The organism is Ornithinimicrobium faecis (assembly GCF_023923225.1).
GTDB lineage: Bacteria > Actinomycetota > Actinomycetes > Actinomycetales > Dermatophilaceae > Ornithinicoccus > Ornithinicoccus faecis.
Window position 1 is genome coordinate 2,803,963 of record NZ_CP099489.1, and the last position, 25,133, is coordinate 2,829,095.

The window sequence follows — 25,133 nt, forward strand, 5'->3', positions numbered from 1 at the left end:
ACATAGAGCCAGATGGAGGGGTCATCCACCGGCGTGTCCGGAGTTCCAGCCAGCAACGATGCCCGCGATCTCCGCGAGCGAGTGGGCCACGGCGTCCGGGGTGGCGTCGACCTCGACCCGTTGCTCGGTCGGGATGTCACTGTGCGGCACCAGGATCGCGCGCATGCCGACCTGCTGGGGTCCGTGGACGTCCTCAAACAGGCGGTCCCCGACATAGACGCAGTCGCGTGGCTCGGTGTCCACGGCGGCCGCCGCGGCGAGGAAGGCCTCCGGGTGCGGCTTGGTCCACGGGATCTCGCTGCTGTAGACGTCACCGTCGATCAGGTCCAACACCCCGTCCCGCTCAAAGATCCCGCGGTGGTGGTCACGCGACCAGAGCGTGTTGGACAGCACACCGACGGCCATCCCGCTCGCCCGCAGCCCCTCCCAGAGTGGACGGACCAGCGGGTCGGTGTGGGTGTGCGGCTCCCAGAACCGGTCATAGGCGCTGCGTGCCCGCCCGTATGCCGAGTGCTGGCTGCCGTAGCCCAGCTCGGCCAGGATCTCCTCCACCCGGGCGCTGCGGTGCTCGGTGCGGGCCTGCTGCCAGGCCAGGCCCTCGGCCTCGAGGATCCGGGCAGCCAGGTCGGCCACGTCGTCCCCGGTGGTCGCGACCTCGCTGGCGAAGCCGTGCCACTGCGCGACGTGGTCAATCTGGTGCCAGGGCGTGAGCGTGCCGCCCCAGTCGAACAGGACGGCACGCACCCGCCCACGGCTCATCAGGGCGCTCCCATCAGAGCACTCCCATCAGGCCCCGGCGCCGGGGCGCACCTCGGCGACGATCTCACCGGCGGCGTCGGCCACGGCAACCTCGCGCCGCTCGCCGGTGCGACGGTCCTTGATCTCGATGGTGCCCTGCTCCAGGCCCCTGCCGATCACGACGATGGTCGGGACACCGATCAGCTCGGCGTCCTTGAACTTCACGCCCGGAGAGACCTTGAAGCGGTCGTCATAGAGCACCGTCAGGCCCTGGGACTCCAGCTCGGCGACCAGGCCGTCGGCGTGCTCGAAGACCGCGGGGTCCTTGCCGGTGGCGACCACGTGCACGTCGGCGGGGCTGATCTCGCGGGGCCAGCACAGGCCTATCTCGTCCAGGGTGTCCTCGGCGACGGCGGCGACGGCGCGGCTGACGCCGACGCCGTAGGAGCCCATCGTCACCGTGGTGAGCTTGCCGTTCTGGTCGAGGACAGACAGACCCAGCGCCTCGGCATACTTCCTGCCGAGCTGGAAGACGTGGCCCATCTCGATGCCACGTGCCAGCGTCAGGGTGCCGTTGCCGTCCGGGCTCGCGTCGCCCTCACGGATGTCTGCCGCGTGGATGACACCGTCCGCGGTGAAGTCACGGCCGTGCACCAGGTTGAACACGTGCTTGCCGTGCTCGTCGGCACCGGTGATCCAGGCGCTGCCCTCGCCGATGGAGGCGTCGAGCAGATAACGAATGCCCGAGGCACGCTCCTCGCCCAGCACGCCCGGGCCGATATAGCCCTTGGCCAGGGCGGGGTGTGCGGCAAAGTCCTTGTCCTCGAATGCGCCGGGCTCGGCCGGGGACACCTGGGCCTCCAGACGCTTGGCGTCGACCTCGCGGTCCCCGGGCACGCCGATGGCCAGCGGCTCGCGGGTGCCGTCGGGGTGGGTGAGCATGACCAGCACGTTCTTGAGGGTGTCGGCCGCGGTCCACTCCCGGCCGTCCTCGCGCGGGTGACTCGCGTTGGCTGCGGCCACGAGCGTCTCGATGGTCGGGGTGTCGGGGGTGTCGTGGACCTGGGCCGCGGGGACCCCTGAGGCATCCACCGGCGCGGGCGTGGGCACGTGCACGGCCTCGACGTTGGCGGCGTAGTCACCGGTGGTGCTGCGCACGAAGGTGTCCTCGCCGTGCGGGCTGACCGCGAGGAACTCCTCGCTGGCCGAGCCGCCCATGGCGCCCGAGTCGGCGTGCACGATGACGTAGTCGAAACCGAGGCGGTCGAAGATCTTGACGTAGGCCTCACGGTGGCGCTGGTAGGCCGCCTCGAGACCCGCGTCGTCGACGTCGAAGGAGTAGGAGTCCTTCATGATGAACTCACGCCCGCGCAGCAGCCCGGCGCGCGGACGCGCCTCGTCGCGATACTTGGTCTGGATCTGATAGAGGCTGACCGGCAGGTCCTTGTAGGAGCTGAACAGGTCCTTGACCGTGAGGGTGAACATCTCCTCGTGCGTGGGGCCGAGCAGCATGTCAACGCCCTTGCGGTCCTGCAGCCGGAACAGGTTGGGGCCGTACTCGGTCCACCGGTTCGTGGCCTCATAGGGCTCGCGGGGCAGCAGCGCGGGGAAGCTCAACTCCTGGGCGCCGATGGCGTCCATCTCCTCGCGCACGATGGTCTCGACATTGCGCAGCACCCGCAGGCCCAGCGGCAGCCACGAATAGATGCCCGGGGCCGCGCGGCGGATGTAGCCCGCCCGGACCAGCAGCTTGTGGCTCGGCAGCTCAGCGTCCGCCGGGTCCTCGCGCAGGGTCCGCAGGAACAGGGTCGACATCCGCAGTGCCACGTGGGCTCCTTCATCTTGACGATATGCATCGTGGAGGTATGCCGACCGCCGGCTGGGCGGTCGGGGTCACCGACCGAGGATATCCGCTGGGCGGCGGGCTCCTGAACCGGTTTGCCCGTGGCCTAACCTGCCGGGGTGAGTGCAACTCCCGGGCCGGGCGCCCTGCGCCGCTATCCGCGGCGCCGCAGGGTGGTCGGCGACCTGCGGTTCTGGCGCGACGTGCCGCTCCCCGGTCTGGACCGCCGCAGTGACCTCTACGTCTGGTTGCCGCCGGGCTATGACCGCAACTCCTCGCGGCGCTATCCGGTGATCTATCTGCACGACGGGGCCAACCTGTTTGACCGCAAGACCGCGTTCATTGGCGTCACCTGGTCGGCCGACCGTGCTCTGATGTCGCTGCACGAGAAGGGCATTGACGTCATCGCGGTGGGTGTCCCCTGCTCCCCCGACCGCCGGATCGAGGAATACTCCCCCTATCACCAGGTCGGCATCGGTGGCGGGAACGCGGACGCCTATGTCGCCTTCCTGACCGAGCGTCTCAAGCCGTGGGTCGACGCGGCGCTGCGCACCCGCCCCGAGCGCGAGCACACCCTGACCGCCGGCTCCTCGATGGGCGCGGTGGTGAGCATGCACGCCTGGGTGCGACGGCCGGATGTCTTCGGTGGTGTCGGCGCCTTCTCCCCGGCCCTCTGGGTGCCCGGTGAACCGCACCTGCGCGACATCGAGGCCGCCCTGCACGCGCCCCACGCCCCGACCAGGTTCTATGTTGACGTGGGCGGGCACGAGGAGCCGGACAACCCGAGCGCGCAGGCTGCCTATGTGCAGGACAGCGAGCGGGTGGTTGGTGCGCTGCGAGCCGCGCGGGCGCCGGTGCGCTATGTCTATGACTCCGCGGCCTTCCACACCGAGTCGGCGTGGGCGGAGCGGCTCCCCTCGGCGCTGGCCTGGCTGCTGAGCGGGTATGCCGTGCAGCGGCCGGGTGCGCAGGCCCGGGGCGAGCGTGGGCTGGGTGCGGGGCTGCGACGCCTCACGGGGAGCCTGCAACGGCTCTCGCGCCGGGGTCAGATGCCGAGGTAGGCCTGGATCACGCGGTCGTCGGCCAGCAGGTCGGCGGCTGGACCCTGGTGGGCGATCTCACCGCTCGACAGGACATAGCCGTGATCAGCGGCCCGCAGCGCACGCCGGGCGTTCTGCTCGATCAGGACGACGGTGGTGCCGGAGGCACGGATCTCCTCGATGGTCGAGAAGACCTCGTCGACGATCTTGGGCGCGAGCCCCATCGACGGCTCGTCGAGCAGGATCAGGCGCGGACGGGCCACGAGGGCCCGGCCGATGGCGAGCATCTGCTGCTCACCCCCAGAGAGTGCACCAGCGGGCAGGTCCCGGCGCTCGGCCAGCACCGGGAACCGCTCGTAGACCTCGCCGATCGCTGCGGCGTCGTTGGTGTGCCAGCCACCGAGCTGGAGGTTCTCGTGGATGGTGAGCGTGCCCAGGATCTGTCGCCCCTCCGGGACCTGCACCAGGCCCTCACCGACGAGTTTGTGGGCCGGCACCTTGGTGATGTTGCGACCCTCGAAGGTGATGGTGCCCGAGCGGGGTCGAACGATGCCGGATACGGCGTTGATGATCGAGGACTTGCCGGCACCATTGGCACCGACCAGCGTGATCAGTGAGCCCGGCGCGGCCTCGAACGAGACGCCGCGCACCGCCTCGACGCGGCCATAGGTCACGACCAGGTCGGTGACCTTGAGGATCGGCTCGACCATGCTCATGATGCGTCCTCCGACTCGGAGCTGCCGAGATAGGCCTCGACGACAGCGGGGTTGTTGGCGATCTCATCGGGAGTACCGGTGGCGATGACCTGACCGAAGTTGAGCACGACGATGCGGCTGCAGGTCTTCATCACCATGCCGACGTTGTGCTCGATGAGCAGGATCGTCAGGCCGTCCTGGGCCAGGGAGGAGATCAGGTCGGACAGAGCGTCCGCCTCAACGTGGTTCATGCCAGCAGCCGGCTCATCGAGGATCAACAACGAGGGGTCCGAGGCGAGCGCACGGGCAATCTCCAACCGGCGCTGGTCGCCATAGGACAGGGCCGAGGCCTTGGTGCCCGCTTTGTCGGTGAGGCCGACGCGCTCCAAGCACGCTGCGGCGTGGACCATCAGTTGGCGCTCGTCATGACGGGCCGACGGCAGCCAGAGCAGTCGTCGCAGGAAGGTCGGCTTGCTGACCAGGTGACCGCCCACCATGACGTTCTCCAGTGCGGACAGTCGGGCAAACAGCTTCGAGTGCTGGAAGGTGCGGCTGACTCCGGCCGCGGCGATCTTGTGCACCGCTGCCTTGCCTGGCTGCAGCCCCAGCACCTCGGCGGTGCCGGAGGTGCTGCGGGCGAGTCCGCTGATCATGTTGACCAGGGTGGTCTTGCCGGCCCCGTTCGGACCAATGAGGCCGATCACCTCACCACCGGTGACGTGCAGATTGATGTCCTTGTTGGCGTGGACACCGCCGTAGTCCTTGCCGAGGCCGACCAGCTTGACCACGGTCTCCCCCGTTGCTGGGTGGGCCCGCTGCGAGAGCCCTCCAGCGTCGGCGGCAGCGGTCGCGGCCACCAGCTTGCGGCTGCGCCGCGGCAGGAGACTGGCGATTCCGCCGGGCAGGAACAAGATGACCAGCAGCATCAGCAGACCGGCGAGGAACGGTCGGATCCAGCCCGCCTCGATGCCGATGGCTCGCTGGACCTCGGGAACCATCTCGAGGAAGACGCTGCCCAGCAGCGGGCCGAAGAAGGCAGTGGACCCGCCGACCACCGCAGTCACGAGGCCGTCGATGGCCTTGCTAAAGCCGAAGTCCTCGGGCGCCAACAACCGGACGAAGTAGGCCCACAGGACGCCATAGAGTCCGGCGAGGGTGCCGGCGGTGACGAAGGCCGACAGCCGGTGGCCGCCCACATCGATGCCCATGGCCCGCGCGGCCAGCTCGTCCTCGCGGATTGCCTCGAGGGCGCGGCCGTAGCGCGAGTTGGCCTGCCGCCAGAACCAGTAGGCCACCACGGCGAGGATCACCCAGGCCATCCAGGGCTCAACGACCTTGGGCACGGACATGCCCTGGGCACCGCCGGTCCAGTCCATGTTGATGATCAGGATGCGGATTGCCTCGGCGAACGCCAGGGTGGCGATGGCCAGGAAGACGCCGCGCAACCGCATCGTGGGCAGTCCGAGCACGACGGCGGTCAGCGCTCCCACGGCCATGCCGATCACGATCGCGATCAGCAGGGCGGGCAGGTCACCGACATCATCCGGCGAGGGGGCCAGGCTGGCAGCGGTGAAGCCTGCGATCGAGGCGAAGCCGGCCTGGCCCAGGCTCAACTGGCCAGCGACCAGCACGGCATAGAAGGAGTAGGCGAAGATCGCGCCGAGCGCGATGAAGACGAAGGTCGATTCGGTGAACACTCAGACCTCACGCACCTTGCGCGCCCCGAAGAGCCCCTGCGGGCGGACCAGCAGGATCAGGAAGAGCAGGCCGAAGGCGACCAGGTCGCGCCAGCTCGAGGAGAGGTACTGGACCGCGAACACCTCGGCGAGACCGAGCAGCAGGCCACCCACGAGTGCTCCTGGCAGGGAGCCCATGCCCCCGACGATGATCACGGCCAGCCCCTTGAGCTCGATCGCCGTGCCCATGCCGAGCTGGGCGCTGTTGACGTTCATGGCGAACAGCGCGCCCGCCACGGCTCCCAGTGCCGACGAGATCGCGAAGGTGGTCATCGTCACCCGGTCGACGTTGATGCCCAGCACGCGGGCCGCAGTCGGGTTCTCGGCGACGGCCCGCATCCCGCGACCGAGCCGGGACTTGGCGACGAGCAGGGTCAGCGCGATCACCAGACCCACCGAGATGACCATGATGGCCACCTGCACCAGGGTGACCTGGGCGCCGAACACGCTGAAGGTTGTGTTCGGGAAGGAGTCGGCCGGGAAACGCCGGGTGTTGGGGCCGTAGCGCCACTGGAGCAGCGCGATGAACATCCCCGCCAGGGCGATGGAGGAGATCAACCCCGCGAAGTGGGCATCCGGTCTGTTCTTCAGCGGTCTGAAGGCGACCCGTTCGATGATCATTCCTAATATCCCGCCGACGACGAAGACGATCGGCAGGGCGAGCCAGATCGAGAGGCCGGCCACCTCGACCAGCTCGATCCCGACGAAGGCGGACACGGCGAACACTGCTGGGTGGGCCAGGTTCAGCCGGTCCAGCACGCCGAAGACCAGCGTGAAGCCGATCGCGAACAGCGCGTAGATGGACCCGATGAAGAGTCCGTTGAGCAGTTGTTGCATGGGTGTCCGCCTCCGTCAGGGGTCAGAGCTGGGTGCCGGTGGATCAGTCGAGGACGGCGAAGGCGCCGTTCTCAATCACCTGGACGACAGCCTCGTGCTCGGCGTCGCGGTTCTCGTTGATGGTGATGGAGCCCAGCACGGTCGGCAGGTCTGTGATGTTGCCCAGACCGGCCTGGATGCCCTCGCGGCCACCGTCGCAGCCCTCGCGCACGGCGTGGTCGATGATCGTCATCGCGGCATAGGCCTGCGCGGCGAACTGGTCGGGCCCGCTGCCGAACTCCGCCTCGTAGGCCTCGAGGAAGTCAGCGTTCTCGGGGTTGTCCGAGGCGGAGTTCCAGGCGGCACCCACGACGACACCCTCGGCGGCGTCCCCGGCGTCAGCCATGAGCTGGGGGTTGTTGAAGCCATTGCCACCGACGATCGGCACGTCGATGCCGAGCTCGCGGGCCTGGGTGACCAGCGGGATGGCAGCCTCGATGAGGCCGGAGACGAAGATGGCGTCGGGGTCGGCGTTCTTGGCCTCAGTCAGCAGGGCCCGGAAGTCGGTGTCGGCCTTGGAGAAGGTCAGCGTGTCGGCGACGGTAATGCCCTCCTCCTCCAGCGAGGAGGCCATGACGTCATAGCCCGACTCGGTGAACGCGTCGTCGTTGGAATACATGACGATGACGTTCTCCAGGCCGTAGGTCTCCACGGCCGCGGCGACGGTCTGCGGGATGACCTGGCCCTCGGTGAGGGAGTCACGGAAGATCCAGTCGCCCTGCTCAGTGATGCCCTCGGCGGTGTTGGAGATCGCCAGCACGGGGACGCTCTCCTCCTGCGCGATCGGCTGTGCCTGGAAGGCCGTGTTGGACAGGGTCGGGCCGATGATGATGCTGGTGTCGTCGCCCGCGAAGCCCTCGAAGACGCTGATGGCCTGCTTGGGGTCGGTCTGGTCGTCCTCAACGGTCAGGGCGTAGGTCACGCCCTCCTTCTCGTTGAGGTGCTTGGTGGCGAGCTCGAGACCGTTCTGCTGGGACTCTCCGTAGGACGCGGCGGCACCGGTCAGCGACAGCGCGGCGCCGACGGGCACCTCGCCCTCGATGACGCAGTCGTCGCCGGTGCCCTCGCCGGCGAGGGCACCGCCGTCTCCACCGCCGTCTCCACCGTCGTCGGACCCGCAGGCGCTCAGGGTCAGTGCCAGGACGCCCGCTGCTGCGGACAGCTTGAACAGGTTGGTGCGCATGAATTTTCCTCCAGGGGGTTAGGGAAGCGCTGATTTTCTCGCGCGGTCGGGGCCGTGTCGTGTCCTGAGGCGTGGGGGCCGGTCGGGGAGAATGGGGTATGCGTAGCGAGCAGCCTTCGTTCACTGATGTTGAGTACGGCAACCGTCGGCGGGTCTCGCGTCGGGAGAAGTTCTTGGAGTCGATGGACTCGGTCATCCCGTGGGCACGGTGGGTGGGGTTGATCGAGCCGCACTACTACGACGGCAAGAAGGGGCGTAAGCCCAAGCCGGTGGAGACGATGCTGCGGATGTACTTGCTGCAGGTCTGGTTCTCCCTCTCGGATGAGGGTGTGGAGGAAGCGATCTACGACTCGTACGCGATGCGCAAGTTCATGGCCCTGGACTTCGCGGTCGAGCAGGTCCCGGATGCCACCACGCTGTTGCACTTTCGGCATCTGCTGGAGGAACACGACCTGGGTCAGAAGCTGTTTGCCGACCAGAACGAGATCTTCGATGCCCAGGGGTGGGTCATGCGCGGCGGGTCGATCGTGGACGCCACGATCATCGCCGCACCGTCGTCGACGAAGAACAAGGCTGGTACGCGGGACCCGCAGATGCACCAGAGCAAGAAGGGCAACCAGTGGTACTTCGGCATGAAGGCCCACATCGGTGTTGATGCTGGCACCGGGTACGTGCACTCCGTGACTGCGACCGCCGCGAACGTGCACGACCTGGACGAAACCGTCCACCTGTTACGCCCCGATGACCGGGTTGTCTACACCGACGCCGGCTACCAGGGCATCGCGAACCGTCCCGAGATCACCGACGATGAGCACCTGAGCAAGGTGGAGTTCCGGGTCGCGGCACGCAAGGGTGTGCTCAAGACGATGCCCGAACCGGACCGGGCGGCGCAGTCGGCTCAGGCCGGGGTGCGGGCCAAGGTCGAGCACCCGTTCCTGATCGTCAAGCGCGACTTCGGGTTCACCAAGACCCGCTACCGCGGACTCGGCAAGAACCTCAACCACCTGAACGTGTTGTTCGCTTCGGCGAACTGGCTGATGCGCGCGCGTGCCGTCGCCCTGATGGGGTGACGGCAAGGCGCCAGCCTGCCCGAAACGGCCCAGGAGTCCCGAAACCGGGACCGCAGGGCCGGGAAACGGAGCCTGTCCCCGCCCGCTGAGCACTCCCAGGACACAGCCGGGCAACTTCACGGCCCGAATCGCTATTAGATCAGCGATTCCTTAGGCGTTGTGTGCGGGTGCGTGGGTGCTGGCCGGGTGCAGCACGGCGTGATCCGGCGTGAGTTGGTCGAGCGAGGTGACGCCGAGCAGACGCATGGTCCGGTGGACCTGACTGGTCAGGATCTCCAGGGCACGGGCGACTCCCGCCTCGCCACCGGCCATCAGCCCGTAGAGGTAGGCCCGCCCGACGAGCACGGCGTCGGCGCCGTTGGCCACGGCCGCAACGATGTCCCCACCGTGCATCACCCCGGTGTCGAGCAGGACGGGGACCCGCCCGCCGACGGCCTCGGCGATCTGCGGGAGCACCTCGAGTGGCGTCACCGAGCGATCGAGTTGGCGACCCCCGTGGTTGGAGACGATCAAGCCATCGGCCCCGAGATCGACGAACTCCTTGGCGTCCTCGACGTTCTGGATGCCCTTGAGCACGATCGCCCCTGACCAGTTCTCCCGGAGCCAGACCAGGTCCTGCGTGTTCAGCGTCGGATCGAACATCTTGTTGACCAGCGACTCGACCGTGCCGCCGGACTCGCGCAGGGAGGCGAACTCCAGCGGCTCCGTGGTCAGCAGGTTGGCCCACCAACGAGGGTGCAGCGCCATGTCGGCGAGGGTCTTGGGCGTGAGCTGCGGTGGGATCGTCATCCCGTTGCGCACATCGCGCAGGCGCTGACCGGCGATCGCGGTGTCAACCGTCAGCACCAAGGTGGTGAACCCAGCGGCCTGGGCGCGCTGCATCAGGGCCAGGGAGGCCTCTCGGTCCTGCCACAGATATAACTGGAACCAGCGTTGCAGGTCCGGCAGCTCGGAGGCGATGTCCTCCACTGACACCGTGCCCATGGTGGAGATCGCGTAGGGGACGCCGGCAGCCGCGGCGGCGCGGCCGACGGCCCGCTCCCCCTCGTGCTGCATCATCCGGGTGAACCCAGTCGGTGCCAGGATCAGCGGGATCGGGCTGCTCACGTCCAGGATCCGGACTGCGGTGTCCATGCCGGACACATCGCGCAGCACCCGGGGACGGAACTCGACGCGACCGAAGGCCTCGCGGGCCCGGGACAGGCTGACCTCGCTCTCGGCGGCACCGTCGACGTAGTCGAAGGCGGACCTGGGAGTGCGGCGTCGGGCGAGGTGGCGCAGGTCCTCGATCGTCTGGGCTCGCTCGAGACGTCGTCTGGTGACCTGCAGGGTCGGCCTGTCGATCTTGACCAGCGGTCTGAGTTCCTCAACCCTGGGGAGCCGTCGCTTCACCCGTGCCATCTGCGGCGTCCTGCGCTTCCTGTTCGGCTGCATATCCATGCAGTCCTGCGAATAGTTCTTCGGAGGATCCTAGCCTCACGCGGCACGCCCTCTGGCACCGTTGGCCCGCTGTGGCCAGATCGTGACCCCGTCGTGACCCGTCGCCCAGAAACGGGACTCAGAGCAGGACCGTGGCGAAGGTCCCCGTCTGCACGAAGCCGACGTGCCGATACGTCGCCAGCGCGGGCGTGTTGAAGTCGTTGACATAGAGCGTCACGGTCTGCGCAACGTGCCGCAGCACATGCTCAACGACTGCGGCCATGGCCGGCACCGCGATGCCCCGACCGCGCCAGCGCGGGTGCACCCACACGCCCTGGATCTGGGCGACGTCGAGGGCGACACTGCCGATGTCCGCTTTGAAGATGACCTCGCCGTTCTCGATCCGCACCAGCGACCGGCCGTCCCGCACGAGGGCACCGACGGACAACCGGTAGGCACGGTCCGAGCCGCGAAAAGGTGGATAGCCGATCTCCTCCGTGAACATGGCGGCAGCTGCGGGCACCACCAGGTCGAGCTCCTCGGCGGCGGCCGGGCGGACGGCCGTGTCGATCGGGACGCCCAGCACGCTCGGCGCGGAACGGATGGTCATCACCGGCTGATTGCCTCGCACCTCTCGCGGCGGACCCCACTGCGGTGCGAGCACCTCCCACAGGGGCAGCACCTGGTCGACCGGGCCAAACAGTGAGGAGGCCCAGGCCCGACGCTTGACGACCTTGGCGGCCAGCGGCTCCACCATGTCGGAGGACACCTCGACCGGCACGACGTTGGCGGAGGTCCAGCACAGACCGGTGCGCCCGCCACGGTCATAGCCGAGCACCGAGTTGCGTCCGCCGGTGAGCCCACCCTCCAGGATCCGAGCCGCGACAAAGACATTGGAGACGGGGTCACGCCCGCAGATCTCTAGGGCCTGGGTGGCGTCGGCCATTCCCAGGCCACGCACCGGGGCCGGCATGCGGAGCATCTGCCCAGACTAGCGACTGGTCAACCCACAACGGCTCACCACCGCTTACCAGTTGCGCCGTAGTGCCGCGGGGCGCGAGGATCGGTGGACAGTCACCACTACGTAGGAGATGCTCGTGCAGCCACGCCCCCTGACCACGAAGAGCCGGCAGGCAGCGCTGGCAGCACTCGCCGACAGCGGAGCGGGCGGCGCAGAGATCGATGTCCTGGTCATCGGTGGCGGGGTGACCGGCGCTGGCACCGCTCTCGATGCCGCCACGCGCGGACTGTCCACGGTTGTCGTGGAGGCGCAGGACTGGGCCTCCGGCACGTCCTCGCGCTCGACCAAGCTGGTCCACGGCGGCCTGCGCTATCTGCAGATGCTTGATTTCAAGCTGGTGCACGAGGCCCTCACTGAGCGTGGGCTGCTGCTCAGCAAGATCGCGCCGCACCTGGTCAAGCCGATGGCTTTCCTCATCCCGCTGGAGCACCGCATCTGGCAGCGTGCCTATTACGGCGCGGGCGTCAGCCTCTACGACCTGCTCGCCAACATCATGCCGGGCCGCCGCGCACTCCCGATCCACCAGCACACGACCCGCAAGGGCATGTTGAAGCAGTTCCCAGACCTCAAACACGACACGGCGATCGGCGCCGTGAAGTACTGGGACGCCACCGTCGATGACGCCCGGCTGGTCGCCACCCTGATCCGCACGGCCACGACCTATGGCGCGCACGCCGCCACCCGCACCCAGGTCACCAAGCTCACCAAGGACGCGTCGGGCCGCGTCAACGGCGCGATCCTGCAGGACCTGGAGACCGGCGCGGAGATCACGGCACGGGCTCGCCACGTCATCAACGCCACCGGCGTGTGGACCGAGGACACCGAGCAGCTGGCCGACACCAGCGGCGGTTTGCGGGTCCTGGCGTCCAAGGGCATCCACCTGGTGATCCCGCGCGAGCGCATCAAGGGCACCTCGGGGCTGTTCTTGCAGACCGAGAAGTCCGTGCTCTTCTTCATCCCCTGGTCGCGCTATTGGATCCTGGGCACGACGGACACTCCCTGGGAGCTGGACCCGCAGCACCCGGTCCCCACGGCGGCGGACATCGACTATGTGCTGGCCCACGCCAACGAGGTCCTCACCACCCAGCTCACCCGGGAGGACGTCGTCGGCTCGTATGCCGGACTGCGGCCCCTCCTGCAGCCCGGCACCAAGGAGGGCACGGACTCGGCCAAGGTGAGCCGTGAGCACACGGTGGCCAGCCCCGTGCCGGGGCTGACCATCGTCGCCGGAGGCAAACTGACGACCTACCGGGTGATGGCCAAGGACGCCGTCGACTTCGCCATCGGCGGTGAGGCCGTGGAGACCCCGAGCATCACCCACGAGATCCCGTTGGTGGGTGCCGAGGGCGAGAAGGCCGTGCGCCGTCAGGCGGCGCGCTGGCGCAAGGAGTTTGACTGGTCCGAGCAGATGGTGGACCACCTGCTGCACCGCTACGGCTCGCTGCTGACCGAACTGGTCGAGAGCATCCGCGAGGACCCCTCGCTCGGCCGTCCACTGCAGGGGGCTCCGGCCTATCTGAGAGCCGAGATCGCCTACGCCGCGAGCCACGAGGGCGCCCTGCACCTCGAGGACATCATGTATCTGCGGACGCGGCTGAACTACGAGGCAGCCGATCGTGGCCAGGCCGCCCTGGTCGAGATCGCCGGGCTGGCCGGTGACGTGCTGGGCTGGGACGAGGAGCGGCGCCAGCGCGAGGTCGACGCCTACCGCGCGCTGGCTGCTGCCGAGGAGCAGGCAGCCCTCCAGCCCGACGACGAGTCCGCCGAGCGTGTCCGCAGTCAAGCACCTGACCTCACACCGATGGCTCCCGTTGGCACGCAAGGAAACTGAGCCTCACAGCGTGCGCCTCTAGCACATCTGCCGCAGCGTCTGTCACGCTGCCCTCAACTAATCCGCTCAACGATGAGAATGGAGTCCCCGCATGGGAGATATCTTCCTCTACGAGATTATGGGCACCGGCCTGCTCACCCTCCTGGGTTGTGGCGTGGTGGCCAACGTGGTCCTGCCCAAGACCAAGGGCAACAACGGCGGTTGGCTGCTGATCAACTTCGGCTGGGGGCTGGCGGTCTTCGCCGGCGTCTATGCAGCCTGGAAGACCGGCGCCCACCTCAACCCCGCCGTGACCTTCGGCATCCTGGCCAGCGGAGCCGATTTCTATGACGGCGCGCTCGAAAACATCCCGGTCAACTTCGGCAACACCATCGGTTATCTCGCCGCCGAGATGATCGGCGCCTTCCTGGGCGCGGTGATCATGTGGCTGGCCTACAAACAGCACTTCGACCAGGACGCTGAGCCAGCCACCAAGCTGGCTGTCTTCTCCACCGGCCCAGAGATCCGCAACCCGCTGTGGAACACCCTCACCGAGATTGTCGGCACCTTTGTGCTGGTCTTTGTCATCCTCATGTTTGGCCATTCCCCCGCGGGGCTTGGCCCGTTAGCCGTCGCGCTCCTGGTGGTTGGCATCGGCGCCAGCCTCGGTGGTCCCACCGGCTACGCCATCAACCCGGCCCGTGACCTCGGGCCCCGCATCGCGCACGCACTCCTACCCATCCCGGGCAAGGGCGGCAGCGACTGGGGCTACTCCTGGGTCCCGATCGTCGGCCCGATCCTCGGTGGAGTCCTGGCCGGAGTCCTCTACATGGGGGCCTTCGCCTGACCTGACCCAGCACGTGAGCCGGGTGCCCACCACCCGTGATGAGCACCCGGCCTGACACCTCGGCACAACCCATCCCGTACACAACGAAGTGAAGGAGCGCTCAGCAATGGCTGACACAGCAACGCCGAACTACGTCCTCGCGATCGACCAGGGCACCACGAGCACCCGGGCCATCGTGTTCACCAAGTCCGGCGAGATCCACTCCGTGGGTCAGAAGGAGCACGAGCAGATCTTCCCGAAGGCGGGGTGGGTCGAGCACGACCCGGCCGAGATCTGGGACAACACCCGCGAGGTGATCGGGCTGGCGATGGGCAAGGGCAGCCTGGCCAACTCCCAGCTGGCAGCCATCGGCATCACCAACCAGCGCGAGACCGCTGTGGTGTGGGACAAGAACACCGGCGAGGCGGTCTACAACGCGATTGTCTGGCAGGACACCCGCACCGACAAGATCGTTGCCGAGCTCGCCGGTGACGAGGGCGCGGACAAGTACAAGGCGATCTGTGGCCTGCCGCTGGCGACCTACTTCTCCGGCCCCAAGGTGAAGTGGATCCTGGACAACGTCGAGGGCGCCCGAGAGAAGGCCGAGGCCGGTGATCTGCTGTTTGGCAACACCGACACCTGGACGCTGTGGAACCTCACGGGCGGGGTGGACGGCGGCGTGCACGTCACGGACGTAACCAACGCCTCTCGCACCATGCTGATGGACCTGAAGACCCTGAGCTGGGACGAGAACATCGCCTCCGACATGGGCATCCCGATGTCCATGCTCCCGGAGATCAAGTCCTCCTCCGAGGTCTACGGCGAGAGCACCAAGCTCGGTGTCCCGATCGCCGGCATCCTGGGCGATCAGCAGGCTGCCACGTTTGGCCAGGCGTGCTTCGAGAAGGGCATGTCGAAGAACACCTACGGCACCGGCAACTTCATGCTGCTCAACACCGGCACGGAGATCGTCCCGTCCGAGAACGGTCTGCTGACCACGGTCTGCTACAAGATCGGCGAGCAGGACACGGTCTATGCCCTCGAGGGCTCGATCGCCGTCACTGGCTCCCTGGTGCAGTGGCTGCGCGACAACCTCGGCCTGATCAAGGAGGCTCCGGAGGTCGAGGACCTGGCCAAGAAGGTCGACGACAACGGTGGTTGCTACATCGTGCCCGCGTTCTCCGGCCTGTTCGCGCCCTATTGGAAGGACGACGCGCGCGGTGCGATTGTCGGCCTGACCCGCTATGTCAACAAGAACCACATCGCCCGGGCCTCCCTGGAGGCCACGGCCTTCCAGACCCGCGAGGTGCTGGATGCGATGAACGCCGACTCCGGCGTGGACCTTGCCGAGCTGCGCGTCGACGGCGGCATGATCGCCAACGAGACGCTGATGCAGTTCCAGGCCGACATCCTGGGCGTGGACGTCGTGCGCCCCAAGGTCGCCGAGACCACAGCGCTCGGCGCGGCCTACGCCGCCGGCATCGCGGTCGGATTCTGGCAGGGCGAGCAGGACGTCATCGACAACTGGGCCGAGGGTGCCCGCTGGAGCCCGAAGATGGGCGACGCCGAGCGCGACCGGCAGTATCGCCAGTGGAAGAAGGCCGTGACCAAGACCTTCGACTGGGTGGACGACGACGCTGAGGCCGTCGAGGAGAAGGCCGCCGAGGCAGCCGAGGGCTGATCACCCGAGCACGTTGGAGCCCGGCCCCGCACTGCGCGGGGCCGGGCTCCCGCAAAAAGATAAAGGTCTCGTACGCCCCACCCGCATTTTCGTACAGGTCTCGCACGCCCCTCCCGTCATCTCGCAGAGGTCTCGCACGCCGAGACCATCGCCGCGGCCAGACAGCAGTCCTCGGGTGTCTCAGTCGTCGCTGCGGGACTCTTGCAGGACCGTCAGGGCCTCGCGGCAGGCACGGGTCATCGCCTCGAGCTGGGTGGACGCCTCGTTGGGTGACACTGGCAGCCGGTCCGCGAAGGCCAGGTAGCCCCGCCCGAAGGCACTGCGCGCCGCGGCCATCGTCACCTCTCCCTCAGGCGTGATCCACAACTGGTGGCGCCGACCGTCACGTGGGTCCCGCTCCCGGCGGACCACGCCCAGGCTGGTCAGCCGCCCCACCCACTCGGCGATCGTGGTCAGCGGCGTCGAGAACTGCACAGCCAACTGGCTCGCGCTGATGCCCGGCTCGTCGGAGATGGCACTGGCCACGCCGTAATCGTGCGCATTCAGGGGGCTGTCCCGCATCGCCTCGCTCAGCAGGGCGGCGACCGCACGGTCCAGGACGAGGGCGTGCAGAAGCGGCGTGGGGGCGGTCGGGCGATCAGAGTCACGGGCTGGCACAGCCGAGAGTCTAGTCCGTGAATCACTACGATTCCGTAGTAGTTTGCAACCATGGCAAATCGCCCGATCCTCCGCACCTCTGCCCTTGCTCTGTGCATCGGCGCTCTGGCCGCCTGCTCGGGCACTGCCGACGAGGAGGCGACGGCGCCCACCACGAGCCAGTCCGGTGACACGAGCACGACTTCTTCGCCGGGCCCGGACGCGACCATCTCGTCGTCCGGCCCCGACGAGGCCAGCACCTCAGCGGTCGCGGCACCGGGACTGGGCGCCGAGCTGGAGGTCCTTGACGTCACGGTGACGGCCCCTCGGGAGGTCGTCACGCTGGACGACGGCGGGCTGCTGATCTCCGACCAGGCCGGGCTGGTGCATGTGGTCGGGGCCGACGGGACGGCCCGCACGGAGCCCCTGCTCGATGTGTCGGACTCCATCAAAACCCCCAACCGCGGCGCCCTGGAGGCCGGACTTGCCGGGTTCGCGCTCGCACCGGACTTCGCCAAGTCCGGACACTTCTACACGACGACCACTCACGCCCCGGACGACATCAGCGCATCGCTGCCCCAGGGCACCCGCCAGGTCAGTGTGCTGTCCCGGTGGACCGCCGATCCGGCCTCCTTGGTGACCGACCCGGACAGCGAGGAGCAGCTGATGGTTCTGCCCTCGCGCGACGCCGACCACGTCGGCGGCGAGATCGTCTTCGACGACCAGGGGCTGCTCTACACCGCCCTCGGTGCCCCCTCGCGTGATGAGGTGGCGCAGGACCCCCACAACTATTCGGGCACGGTCCTGCGCATCGACCCGACCCCCGCCGAGGGTGCGGCGCAGGAGGACCGGGCCTACGGCATACCGGAAGACAACCCGTTTGCCGACGGTGAGGGTGGGCTTCCGGAGATCTACTCATACGGCTACCGCAACCCCTGGCGGTTGACGTGGGACGCCGAGCACGGCCTGCTCGTGGGCGAGGCAATGTCCCGGGACAAGGACCAGCAGCTCGGCCAACCAGCGCCCGGCGACGACGCCGGCTATCCCGAGGTGTCGGGGGCGTGCTGGGAGGGCGATCAGGTGGCCGACGCCTGCCAGGAGACCGAGGCCGGGGTGCCGATCGCGCCGCCCGTGCTGGAGTATGGCCCCCAGGTGGGCGAGATCCTCAGCGGAGTGGCGATCGGCACGGGTGGTGACCTCCAGGGGCGGGTCGTTGTGACCGACTGGCTGGGCGACGTCCTCGTGGCCGATGCCGGGCCGGCTCCGTGGGACTACGAGGTGCTGACCGACGGCCAGGACATCGTGGGTCGCGCGTCCTATCTGTGGGATGTGGACGCCGAACCGGACGGGTCGCTCTATGTGCTGACCGCCGACCGTGCCCTCTCCGACGGCGGCGGCGCCGTCCACCGTCTCGCGCCGTAGGTCGACCTCAGGGGAGCTCCAGCCACTGGGGCTCCTCGGGGTCCGGGTCGATCAGCGCCGGTCGCTGCAGGTCGGTGTTGTCCAGGATCCAGGTGGGTGGGTGCAGGCGGGCCTGCTGCAGATAGAGCCGTTGCCCGCCGACATAGCGTGCGTTGGCCTCGTGCGCCGGGTCGTCGGTCCCCGCCCGCTGTGGGAAGCGGGAGTTGCCGCGCGGCACCGAGACCGCCAGTGGCACCCACAGCATCAGGGTGGCGTCCCACTCCCCCGCCAGCTCGGGGCGGCGCAGGAAGACCCCGTCGACCACCAGCAGCGCGTCCTCGCTCGCGACCACCGGAGCCGGTGACACCGCAGCATCCGTGGCCACGTCGTGCACGGCAGGCACGAACGGCCCGCCGGCTCGGAAGGGTCGCAGCACCGACTCACGGAAGGCGTCGTAGTCGTAGGAGTCCTGGTAGAAGGTCTCCGGGCCGGCGCCCCGGGCGTGCCGTCGCTCACGCGGGTGGTGAAAGCCGTCGATCGACACGCTGCGCACCTCGCGCCCGGCGACGTGCGGTGCGATGGCCACCAGCTCGGCGGCCAACCGGCTCTTGCCAGCGCCATCCACGCCGTCCACCGCGATGATGGCCCGCTCCCCCGGCCGCACCGCCACCATCATCGACAACAGGTCCACCAGGACCAACTGACGGACAGGGAGGAAGCTGGGTGCCGGCATACGTCAGCCGACGGTGACCGACGGGGAACCGGAACCGTCCACCATGCCTTCGCCCTCACCCATTCCTTCGGCGATCCGCATGGCCTCCTCGATCAGGGTCTCCACGATCTGGCTCTCGGGCACCGTCTTGATGACCTCGCCCTTGACGAAGATCTGGCCCTTGCCGTTGCCGGAAGCGACCCCGAGGTCGGCCTCGCGGGCCTCCCCCGGGCCGTTGACGACGCAGCCCATGACGGCGACGCGCAGCGGCACCTCCAGGCCCTCCAGCCCGGCCGTGACCTCGTCGGCCAGGGTGTAGACATCGACCTGGGCGCGCCCGCAGGAGGGGCAGGAGACGATCTCCAGCTTGCGGGGGCGCAGGTTGAGACTCTGCAGGATCTGGTTGCCGACCTTGACCTCCTCGACCGGCGGAGCCGACAGCGAGACGCGGATCGTGTCGCCGATGCCCTGGGACAGCAGCGCACCGAAAGCGGTCGCGGACTTGATCGTCCCCTGGAAGGCCGGGCCGGCCTCGGTCACCCCGAGGTGCAGCGGCCAGTCGCCGCGCTCGGCGAGCAACTCATAGGCACGCACCATCACGACCGGGTCGTTGTGCTTGACCGAGATCTTGAAGTCGTGGAAGTCGTGCTCCTCAAAGAGCGAGGCCTCCCAGACGGCCGACTCCACGAGGGCCTCCGGCGTGGCCTTGCCATACTTTTCCATCACGCGCTTGTCCAACGAGCCGGCGTTGACGCCGATCCGGATGGAGATGCCAGCGTCCTTGGCGGCCTTGGCGATCTCCTTGACCTGGTCATCGAACTTGCGGATGTTGCCGGGGTTGACGCGCACGGCGGCGCAGCCTGCGTCGATGGCTGCAAAGACATAGCGCGGCTGGAAGTGGATGTCGGCGATCACCGGGATCTGGGACTTCTGCGCGATCGCGGGCAGCGCGTCGGCATCGTCCTGGCTCGGCACGGCGACGCGCACGATGTCGCAGCCGGTCGCCGTCAGCTCGGCGATCTGCTGCAGCGTGGCATTGATGTCCGTGGTCGGCGTGGTGGTCATCGACTGCACGGAGATCGGGGCGTCACCGCCAACCTCGACCTTGCCGACCTTGATCTTGCGGGTCGCGCGCCGCGGAGCGAGGACCGGCGGCGGGGCGGCGGGCATGCCGAGGGAGATGGGGGTGCCTGCAGTCATAGGTTCAGTATCTCCTTGCTGGGACGCGGAAACATCATCCGGCGAGACGGACGGGGTTGACAAGGTCGGCATAGACCAGCAACAAGGTCATGCCGATCAGGGCAATGGCCACCGTGTAGGCGACCGGGAGCGCCTTGGCGATGTCGACCGGAGCGGGCTCGGGCAACCCGCGCAACCGGGCCCAGCCCTTCTTGACCGCCTCCCACAACGCACCGGCGATGTGGCCACCATCCAGCGGCAGCAGGGGCACCATGTTGAACACGAAGAGCGCGATGTTGAGCGAGGCCAGCAGCGACAGCAGCATGACGGCCTTGCCCTCGAAGGTGTCCGTCAGCGCGCCCAGGGAGCCGTCGGTGACCTCACCGGCGACCCTCCCGACGCCGACGACCGACATGGGGCTCTCGACGTCGCGCTCCTGGTCACCGAAGGCCGCCTGAGAGACGCCGACGAGTTTCTCGGGGAGCTTCAGGAAGATCCGGGCGGTGTCAGCCACGGCACCACCGACGAAGGCGGGCGCCTCGGTGATCGGCTGCGCGACATACTCGATGGAGCCGCTGGCGCCGAAATAGCGGCGGGGCTCCATGACGGGCTCGCCGGCCGCATCCACCTGGATGCTGCCGTCAGCGTTGTAGACGGGGCGGTCGCGCTCGACCAGGCTCGCCTGGAGCTCGACATCCTGCCCGCCGCGGTCGACCACGAAGGTCGCCTGCTCGGGCGAGTTCTGGATCTCGTAGCTGGCCTCGGCCCAGTTGGCGACGGGCACACCGTTGATCTCGGTGATCCGGTCACCGACCTCCAGGTCGGAGGCCAGCGCGGGCGAGGCGGGCTCGCCCTCGCAGTCGGTCGCCATCACATCGGTGGGCGCGCACTGGCTGATCGAGGAGATCTTGGCCGTGCTGGTGGGCAGGCCGAGCAGGACGAGGATGCCAGTGAGCACGACGGCGGCGATGACCAGGTTCATCAGGGGGCCACCGAACATCACGATGATCCGCTGCCAGACGGGCAGTTTGTAAAAGACGCGGTCCTCGTCGCCGGGGCCGATCTCCTCCATCGACTCCGCGCGGGCCTGGTCTGCCATCTGGCTGAACCGGCCGGTCGAGGAGGCGCGCAGTTTGCCGCCGTCCTGCGGGCGCGGCGGGAACATGCCGATCATCCGCACATAGCCGCCCAGCGGGACGGCCTTGATGCCGTATTCGGTCTCTCCCTTGCGGCGGGACCAGATCGTGGGGCCGAACCCGACCATGTACTGGGTGACCTTGACCCCGAACTTCTTGGCCGGCAGCAGGTGCCCGATCTCGTGCAGGGCGATGGACAGGGCGACGCCAAAGGCCATCAGCAGCACCCCGAGCAGGTACATCATGACTGGCTCTCTCCCTGGGACGACTGGCCGATCAACTCCTGGGCGCACTCCCTCGCCCACTGGTCGGCGGCCAACACGACATCAACCGACAAGTCATCAACCGACCGGGCCGGGGAATCGTTCCCCTGCGGGCCCGATTCTACGCCCGACAGGGCGCTGACACGGCCTTCGGCCACGGCACTGCCTGGGTATGCCGAGGGGCCGGCCCGGTGGGCATCGACCACCTGGGCGACGGTGTCGACGATGTCCAGGAACCCGATGGTCCCGTCGTGGAAGGCGTCGACGCAGACCTCGTTGGCCGCGTTGTAGACGGCCGGGTGGGTGCCGCCGGCCTCGCCGACCTGGCGGGCGAGCCGGACCGCCGGGAAGGCCTGGTCGTCCAGGGGGTGGAACTCCCAGGTGCTGGCCGTGCTCCAGTCACTGGGCGTGTCGATGTCCGGCAGGCGGTCCGGCCAGGACAGCCCCAGCGCGATCGGCACGAGCATCCGCGGCGGACCCGCCTGGGCGATCGTCGAGCCGTCGTGGAACTCGACCATGGAGTGGATCTGCTGCTGGGGGTGGACCACGACGTCAATCTGCTCGTAGTCGACACCGAACAGCAGGTGCGCCTCGATGACCTCCAGCCCCTTGTTGACCAGCGTGGCCGAGTTGGTGGTGACCACCCGGCCCATCGCGAAGTTGGGGTGCTTCAACGCCTGGGCCGGCGTGACCGTGGTCAACTCCTCCCGGGACCGCCCGCGGAACGGCCCACCGCTCGCGGTGAGCACCAGGCGCCGGACCTCCTGCGACCGGCCGGAGCGCAGGCACTGCGCGATCGCGCTGTGCTCGGAGTCCACGGGCACGATCTGACCGGGAGCAGCGGCCGCGGTCACCAGTGGCCCACCGACAATCAGCGACTCCTTGTTGGCCAGTGCCAGGGTGCTGCCCGCCGCGAGGGCCGCGAGGGTGGGGCGCAACCCGATGCTGCCGGTGATGCCGTTGAGCACCACGTCGGCGCCGTTGCCGGCGACCTCGACAGCCGCGTCCGGCCCGGCCAGGATCTGCGGGAGCCGCGCTCCGGGACCGCTGAGATCGTTGAGGGCACGGGTGAGCTCGTCGATCGCGTCCTCGGAGGCGATGGCAACCTGTTCAACACTCAGGGCGACGGCCTGCCGCGCCAGCTCCGGGATGTTCGACCCCGCGGCACTGATCGCCCGCACGGTGAACGCCTCGGGGTTGGCCAGCACGACCTGCTCGGCCTGGGTGCCGATCGAGCCGGTCGAGCCGAGCAGGGTCAGGGTGCGCGGAGCGGTCATCCACCCATTGTGACCCGATCCCGTCCGCCAACCGTCGCCGACACCGGGCGACCCGCCTCAGCCGGTGGTCTCGTCGCTCAGGTAGGCCAGGGCCGCCACCACCAGGGCCTCCGTGCCGGTCCGCAGGGTCGGCTGCGGGTCCGGAGCGAAACCAGGGTTGTGGTTGCCGACCACGTCGCGGCCGGGGAGGAAGCCCCCGTTGCCCCAGTAGGTGTAGGGCACTCCGAAGGCGTCGGGGATGACGCTGAAGTCCTCGGAGGCGGTGGCGGGAGTCATCTGTTCCACCCGCTCCGCCCCGAAGTGGCGCCGAAAGGCTGCGGTGACGGTCTCGGTGACGGCCGCGTCGTTGGTGGTCAACGGATAGCTCTCGTAGTCCTCGAACTCGGGCTCGCGCGGGGACCCCGAGGCGGCGCACTCACCGCGGACGATGCGCTTGATCGCCTCGATGATCCGGGTCTGGACGTCCGGGTCATAGGCGCGGATGTTGACCAGCAGCACGGCCTCGTCGGGGATGATGTTGGCCGTGGCGCCCGCCTGCAGACTCCCCACGGTCACCACCCCAAACTCGTCCGGCGCGAGCACCCGGGAGACGATGGTCTGCAGTCGCGTCACGATGCTGGAGGCAAGGACCACCGGGTCGATGGACAGGTGCGGCATTGAGCCGTGAGAGCCCTTGCCGTGCACCGTGATCCGCAGCGAGTTGGCCGCTGACAACACCGGGCCGACCGCGGTCGCGACATGGCCGGACACTGGCGCTCCGAGCACGTGCTGTGCCACGCAGACCGTCGGTGTGGGCACCTTGCTGGTGAGGCCATCGTCCACCATGGAGCGGGCCCCAGCTCCCACCTCCTCGGCGGGCTGGAACAGTGCGACGTAGGTGCCCGACCACGCCTCCCGCGTCTGAGCGAGCAGCTCGGCGGCCCCCAGGGCGCACACGATGTGGGTGTCATGACCGCAGGCGTGCATCACGCCCTCGGTGGTCGAGGCGTAGGCCAGCCCGGTGTCCTCGGTGACCGGCAGAGCGTCGATGTCGGCCCGAGCCAGGACCGTCTCGCCAGGGCCGTTGTCCAGCACCCCGACGACTCCGCCCCCGATCTGCTGGGTCTGATAGCCCATCGCGTCCAGCCGCTGCGTGATGATCCCGCGGGTCCGCTCCTCGTTGAAGGAGAGCTCCGGGTGCTGGTGGAGGTCCTCATAGAGCACCTCCTGCCACTGGGAGGTCTCCTCGAGCCCGGCCAGGACCTGGGTCACGACATCCGACATGGCTCTCCTCTCGTCGCCGTCAGTGTAGGGGCGAGGACCGCCGGCCACGCTCGCCGCTGTAGATCCCGCGCAGGCGGAACCGCATGGCGGGCTCGGCCAACTCCTCGAGGGCGTGCGCAGTCCACCCTGCGGTGCGGGCGCAGGCGAAGATGGCTGGCCCCACGTGGCGGGGCAGCCCGTGCAACCGCACGAGCAGAGCGATCGCGAGGTCGATGTTGAGGACCCAGCCACGGCGCTCGAGCAACTCTGACTCCAGCAGCGTCACCGCCGCCCACTGCTGCGTCGGGACGCTCGGCGCCAACAGGTCCAGGAGGATCTGGGCCCGCGGATCCACCTCGGTGTAGATCAGGTGCCCGAATCCTGGTGGCGGCCGATCACTGACCAGCGCTGCGTCGAGAGCGTCCTGGGGAGCTGCCAGTGCTGTCCCCAACCAGTCGTTGGCCTGCAGCGAGGCGGCCACGTGCTGCGGGCTGTCCGCGGCTGCCAGCCCTGCCAGCAGCGCGCTGTAGGGGTCGGCCCCCGAGGAGATCGCCACCCGCACGGCGGTCGTGGAGACGGCGAGGTCGTGATCGGCCAGCAGCACCAGTGTCGCATCGAGCAGGTGGGCCGGGCACGGTTTCAGGGCCGTCGCGAGCGTGTCGGCCAGGGACGGTCCCACGGTGGGATCGACGGTGGGCTCGATGGTCGGTTCAGGGGTGGACTTGACGGGCGGCACGAGGGTGGCCCCCGGCAGGGTCAGGGCCATCAGCAGCGCCGCCCGTCTGCCGGCTCGCGCGATGGCCGACGGCTGGCGATCCTGGCGGCCGGGGTCCGTCGTCGCGCCGACCAGCACCGCGTGCTTGAACCGATCGAGGGGTGCTGACTGGGCCGGCAGCACGGACATGACCGCAGCCAGACTCTCCTGCTCAGCCGCGGTGGGAGCACCCGACACACCCGAGTCTCCCGTGAGGAGCGCTCGCACCTGCTCATAGCTCGAGCGTCCGGCCAACTCGGCGATGTCGGTGCCCCGATAGGCCAGGGTGCCCGCGGTGATCTCGGTGATGGTGGTGCGCACATCGTCGCTGGCAGCTGGCTGCCGCGCTCGACGACCGCCCCGCCCACCGCTGACCAGGGTCTGCACGTCGTCGAGGCGGAACAGACTGCCGGTTCCAGGCTCCTTGCGGGCCGGTGTGAGGACACCCCGACTGACGTAGGCATAGACGGTTTGGACCTTCACCCCCAGGTAGTCGGCAACCTGCGCCGTGGTGAGCTCGCCGCTCACCGGAGCACTCCGCATACGGACTCTGACATTGACTCGATCAACGTTGACACAGTCATCAATCCTAGGG

General features: G+C 68.5%; 21 protein-coding genes. 6 read left to right on the forward strand and 15 right to left on the reverse strand.

What is annotated here, in order from left to right; genetic code table 11:
• Positions 1 to 21: 21 nt before the first annotated feature.
• Positions 22 to 759, reverse strand: coding sequence for an HAD family hydrolase (locus NF556_RS13080; protein ID WP_252591362.1), 738 nt, complete (start codon positions 757 to 759; stop codon positions 22 to 24).
• 27 nt (positions 760 to 786) lie between these two features.
• Complete coding sequence (locus NF556_RS13085; RefSeq protein ID WP_252591363.1) at positions 787 to 2,565, reverse strand: proline--tRNA ligase; 1,779 nt, start codon at positions 2,563 to 2,565, stop codon at positions 787 to 789.
• 135 nt (positions 2,566 to 2,700) lie between these two features.
• Between NF556_RS13085 and NF556_RS13090 the strand changes: the two genes are divergently transcribed.
• Positions 2,701 to 3,642: an alpha/beta hydrolase gene (locus tag NF556_RS13090; RefSeq protein ID WP_252591364.1), complete on the forward strand. Its 942-nt coding sequence runs from the start codon at positions 2,701 to 2,703 to the stop codon at positions 3,640 to 3,642.
• On the opposite strand, the gene NF556_RS13095 is transcribed toward NF556_RS13090, so the two are convergent.
• The 4 genes from NF556_RS13095 to NF556_RS13110 are packed head-to-tail and all read right to left on the reverse strand — an operon-like array spanning position 3,627 to position 8,111.
• Positions 3,627 to 4,337 (reverse strand): ABC transporter ATP-binding protein, encoded by a 711-nt coding sequence (locus tag NF556_RS13095; RefSeq protein WP_252591365.1) that lies wholly within the window; start codon positions 4,335 to 4,337, stop codon positions 3,627 to 3,629. The genes NF556_RS13090 and NF556_RS13095 overlap by 16 nt on opposite strands.
• Positions 4,334 to 6,013 carry a branched-chain amino acid ABC transporter ATP-binding protein/permease gene (locus NF556_RS13100; protein ID WP_252591366.1) on the reverse strand — a complete coding sequence of 560 codons (1,680 nt, stop codon included), beginning with the start codon at positions 6,011 to 6,013 and terminating at the stop codon, positions 4,334 to 4,336. Before NF556_RS13100 ends, NF556_RS13095 begins: the two co-directional genes overlap by 4 nt.
• Positions 6,014 to 6,889 (reverse strand): branched-chain amino acid ABC transporter permease, encoded by an 876-nt coding sequence (locus tag NF556_RS13105; RefSeq protein WP_252591367.1) that lies wholly within the window; start codon positions 6,887 to 6,889, stop codon positions 6,014 to 6,016.
• Between the two features lie 43 nt (positions 6,890 to 6,932).
• Positions 6,933 to 8,111: an ABC transporter substrate-binding protein gene (locus tag NF556_RS13110; protein WP_252591368.1), complete on the reverse strand. Its 1,179-nt coding sequence runs from the start codon at positions 8,109 to 8,111 to the stop codon at positions 6,933 to 6,935.
• 98 nt (positions 8,112 to 8,209) lie between these two features.
• Here NF556_RS13110 and NF556_RS13115 point away from each other — a divergent pair, with 98 nt between their 5' ends.
• Positions 8,210 to 9,181, forward strand: coding sequence for an IS5 family transposase (locus NF556_RS13115; protein WP_252591369.1), 972 nt, complete (start codon positions 8,210 to 8,212; stop codon positions 9,179 to 9,181).
• A gap of 150 nt (positions 9,182 to 9,331) precedes the next feature.
• Here the strand turns inward: NF556_RS13115 and NF556_RS13120 are convergent, their stop codons facing one another.
• A complete protein-coding gene (locus NF556_RS13120; RefSeq protein ID WP_252591370.1) occupies positions 9,332 to 10,582 on the reverse strand; it encodes an alpha-hydroxy acid oxidase in 1,251 nt (416 codons plus the stop codon).
• A gap of 157 nt (positions 10,583 to 10,739) precedes the next feature.
• Positions 10,740 to 11,582: a GNAT family N-acetyltransferase gene (locus NF556_RS13125; protein ID WP_252591371.1), complete on the reverse strand. Its 843-nt coding sequence runs from the start codon at positions 11,580 to 11,582 to the stop codon at positions 10,740 to 10,742.
• A 115-nt stretch (positions 11,583 to 11,697) separates the two neighbouring features.
• Here NF556_RS13125 and NF556_RS13130 point away from each other — a divergent pair, with 115 nt between their 5' ends.
• The 3 genes from NF556_RS13130 (at position 11,698) to glpK (ending at position 15,938) form a co-directional block, all read left to right on the forward strand.
• On the forward strand, positions 11,698 to 13,452 hold the full coding sequence (locus NF556_RS13130) for a glycerol-3-phosphate dehydrogenase/oxidase (protein ID WP_252591372.1): 1,755 nt from the start codon (positions 11,698 to 11,700) through the stop codon (positions 13,450 to 13,452).
• A gap of 91 nt (positions 13,453 to 13,543) precedes the next feature.
• Positions 13,544 to 14,278 carry an MIP/aquaporin family protein gene (locus tag NF556_RS13135; protein ID WP_252591373.1) on the forward strand — a complete coding sequence of 245 codons (735 nt, stop codon included), beginning with the start codon at positions 13,544 to 13,546 and terminating at the stop codon, positions 14,276 to 14,278.
• A 106-nt stretch (positions 14,279 to 14,384) separates the two neighbouring features.
• Positions 14,385 to 15,938 carry a glycerol kinase GlpK gene (glpK, locus tag NF556_RS13140; RefSeq protein WP_252591374.1) on the forward strand — a complete coding sequence of 518 codons (1,554 nt, stop codon included), beginning with the start codon at positions 14,385 to 14,387 and terminating at the stop codon, positions 15,936 to 15,938.
• Between the two features lie 180 nt (positions 15,939 to 16,118).
• On the opposite strand, the gene NF556_RS13145 is transcribed toward glpK, so the two are convergent.
• Positions 16,119 to 16,595 (reverse strand): MarR family winged helix-turn-helix transcriptional regulator, encoded by a 477-nt coding sequence (locus NF556_RS13145; protein WP_252591375.1) that lies wholly within the window; start codon positions 16,593 to 16,595, stop codon positions 16,119 to 16,121.
• A 51-nt stretch (positions 16,596 to 16,646) separates the two neighbouring features.
• On the opposite strand from NF556_RS13145, the gene NF556_RS13150 reads away from it, so the two are divergent.
• Complete coding sequence (locus NF556_RS13150; RefSeq protein WP_252591376.1) at positions 16,647 to 17,996, forward strand: PQQ-dependent sugar dehydrogenase; 1,350 nt, start codon at positions 16,647 to 16,649, stop codon at positions 17,994 to 17,996.
• A gap of 7 nt (positions 17,997 to 18,003) precedes the next feature.
• Here the strand turns inward: NF556_RS13150 and NF556_RS13155 are convergent, their stop codons facing one another.
• The 6 genes from NF556_RS13155 to NF556_RS13180 form a co-directional block, all read right to left on the reverse strand.
• A complete protein-coding gene (locus NF556_RS13155; protein ID WP_252591377.1) occupies positions 18,004 to 18,708 on the reverse strand; it encodes a nucleoside/nucleotide kinase family protein in 705 nt (234 codons plus the stop codon).
• Positions 18,709 to 18,711: 3 nt separating this feature from the next.
• On the reverse strand, positions 18,712 to 19,857 hold the full coding sequence (ispG, locus tag NF556_RS13160; RefSeq protein WP_252595805.1) for a flavodoxin-dependent (E)-4-hydroxy-3-methylbut-2-enyl-diphosphate synthase: 1,146 nt from the start codon (positions 19,855 to 19,857) through the stop codon (positions 18,712 to 18,714).
• Between the two features lie 64 nt (positions 19,858 to 19,921).
• Complete coding sequence (locus tag NF556_RS13165; RefSeq protein WP_252591378.1) at positions 19,922 to 21,247, reverse strand: M50 family metallopeptidase; 1,326 nt, start codon at positions 21,245 to 21,247, stop codon at positions 19,922 to 19,924.
• The gene (gene dxr, locus NF556_RS13170; protein ID WP_252591379.1) at positions 21,244 to 22,542 is read right to left on the reverse strand and encodes a 1-deoxy-D-xylulose-5-phosphate reductoisomerase; all 1,299 of its coding nucleotides are present in this window, start codon (positions 22,540 to 22,542) and stop codon (positions 21,244 to 21,246) included. Before dxr ends, NF556_RS13165 begins: the two co-directional genes overlap by 4 nt.
• A 57-nt stretch (positions 22,543 to 22,599) precedes the next feature.
• A complete protein-coding gene (locus tag NF556_RS13175; protein WP_252591380.1) occupies positions 22,600 to 23,805 on the reverse strand; it encodes an amidohydrolase in 1,206 nt (401 codons plus the stop codon).
• A gap of 19 nt (positions 23,806 to 23,824) precedes the next feature.
• Positions 23,825 to 25,066 (reverse strand): citrate/2-methylcitrate synthase, encoded by a 1,242-nt coding sequence (locus NF556_RS13180; RefSeq protein WP_252591381.1) that lies wholly within the window; start codon positions 25,064 to 25,066, stop codon positions 23,825 to 23,827.
• Between the last annotated feature and the right edge of the window lie 67 nt (positions 25,067 to 25,133).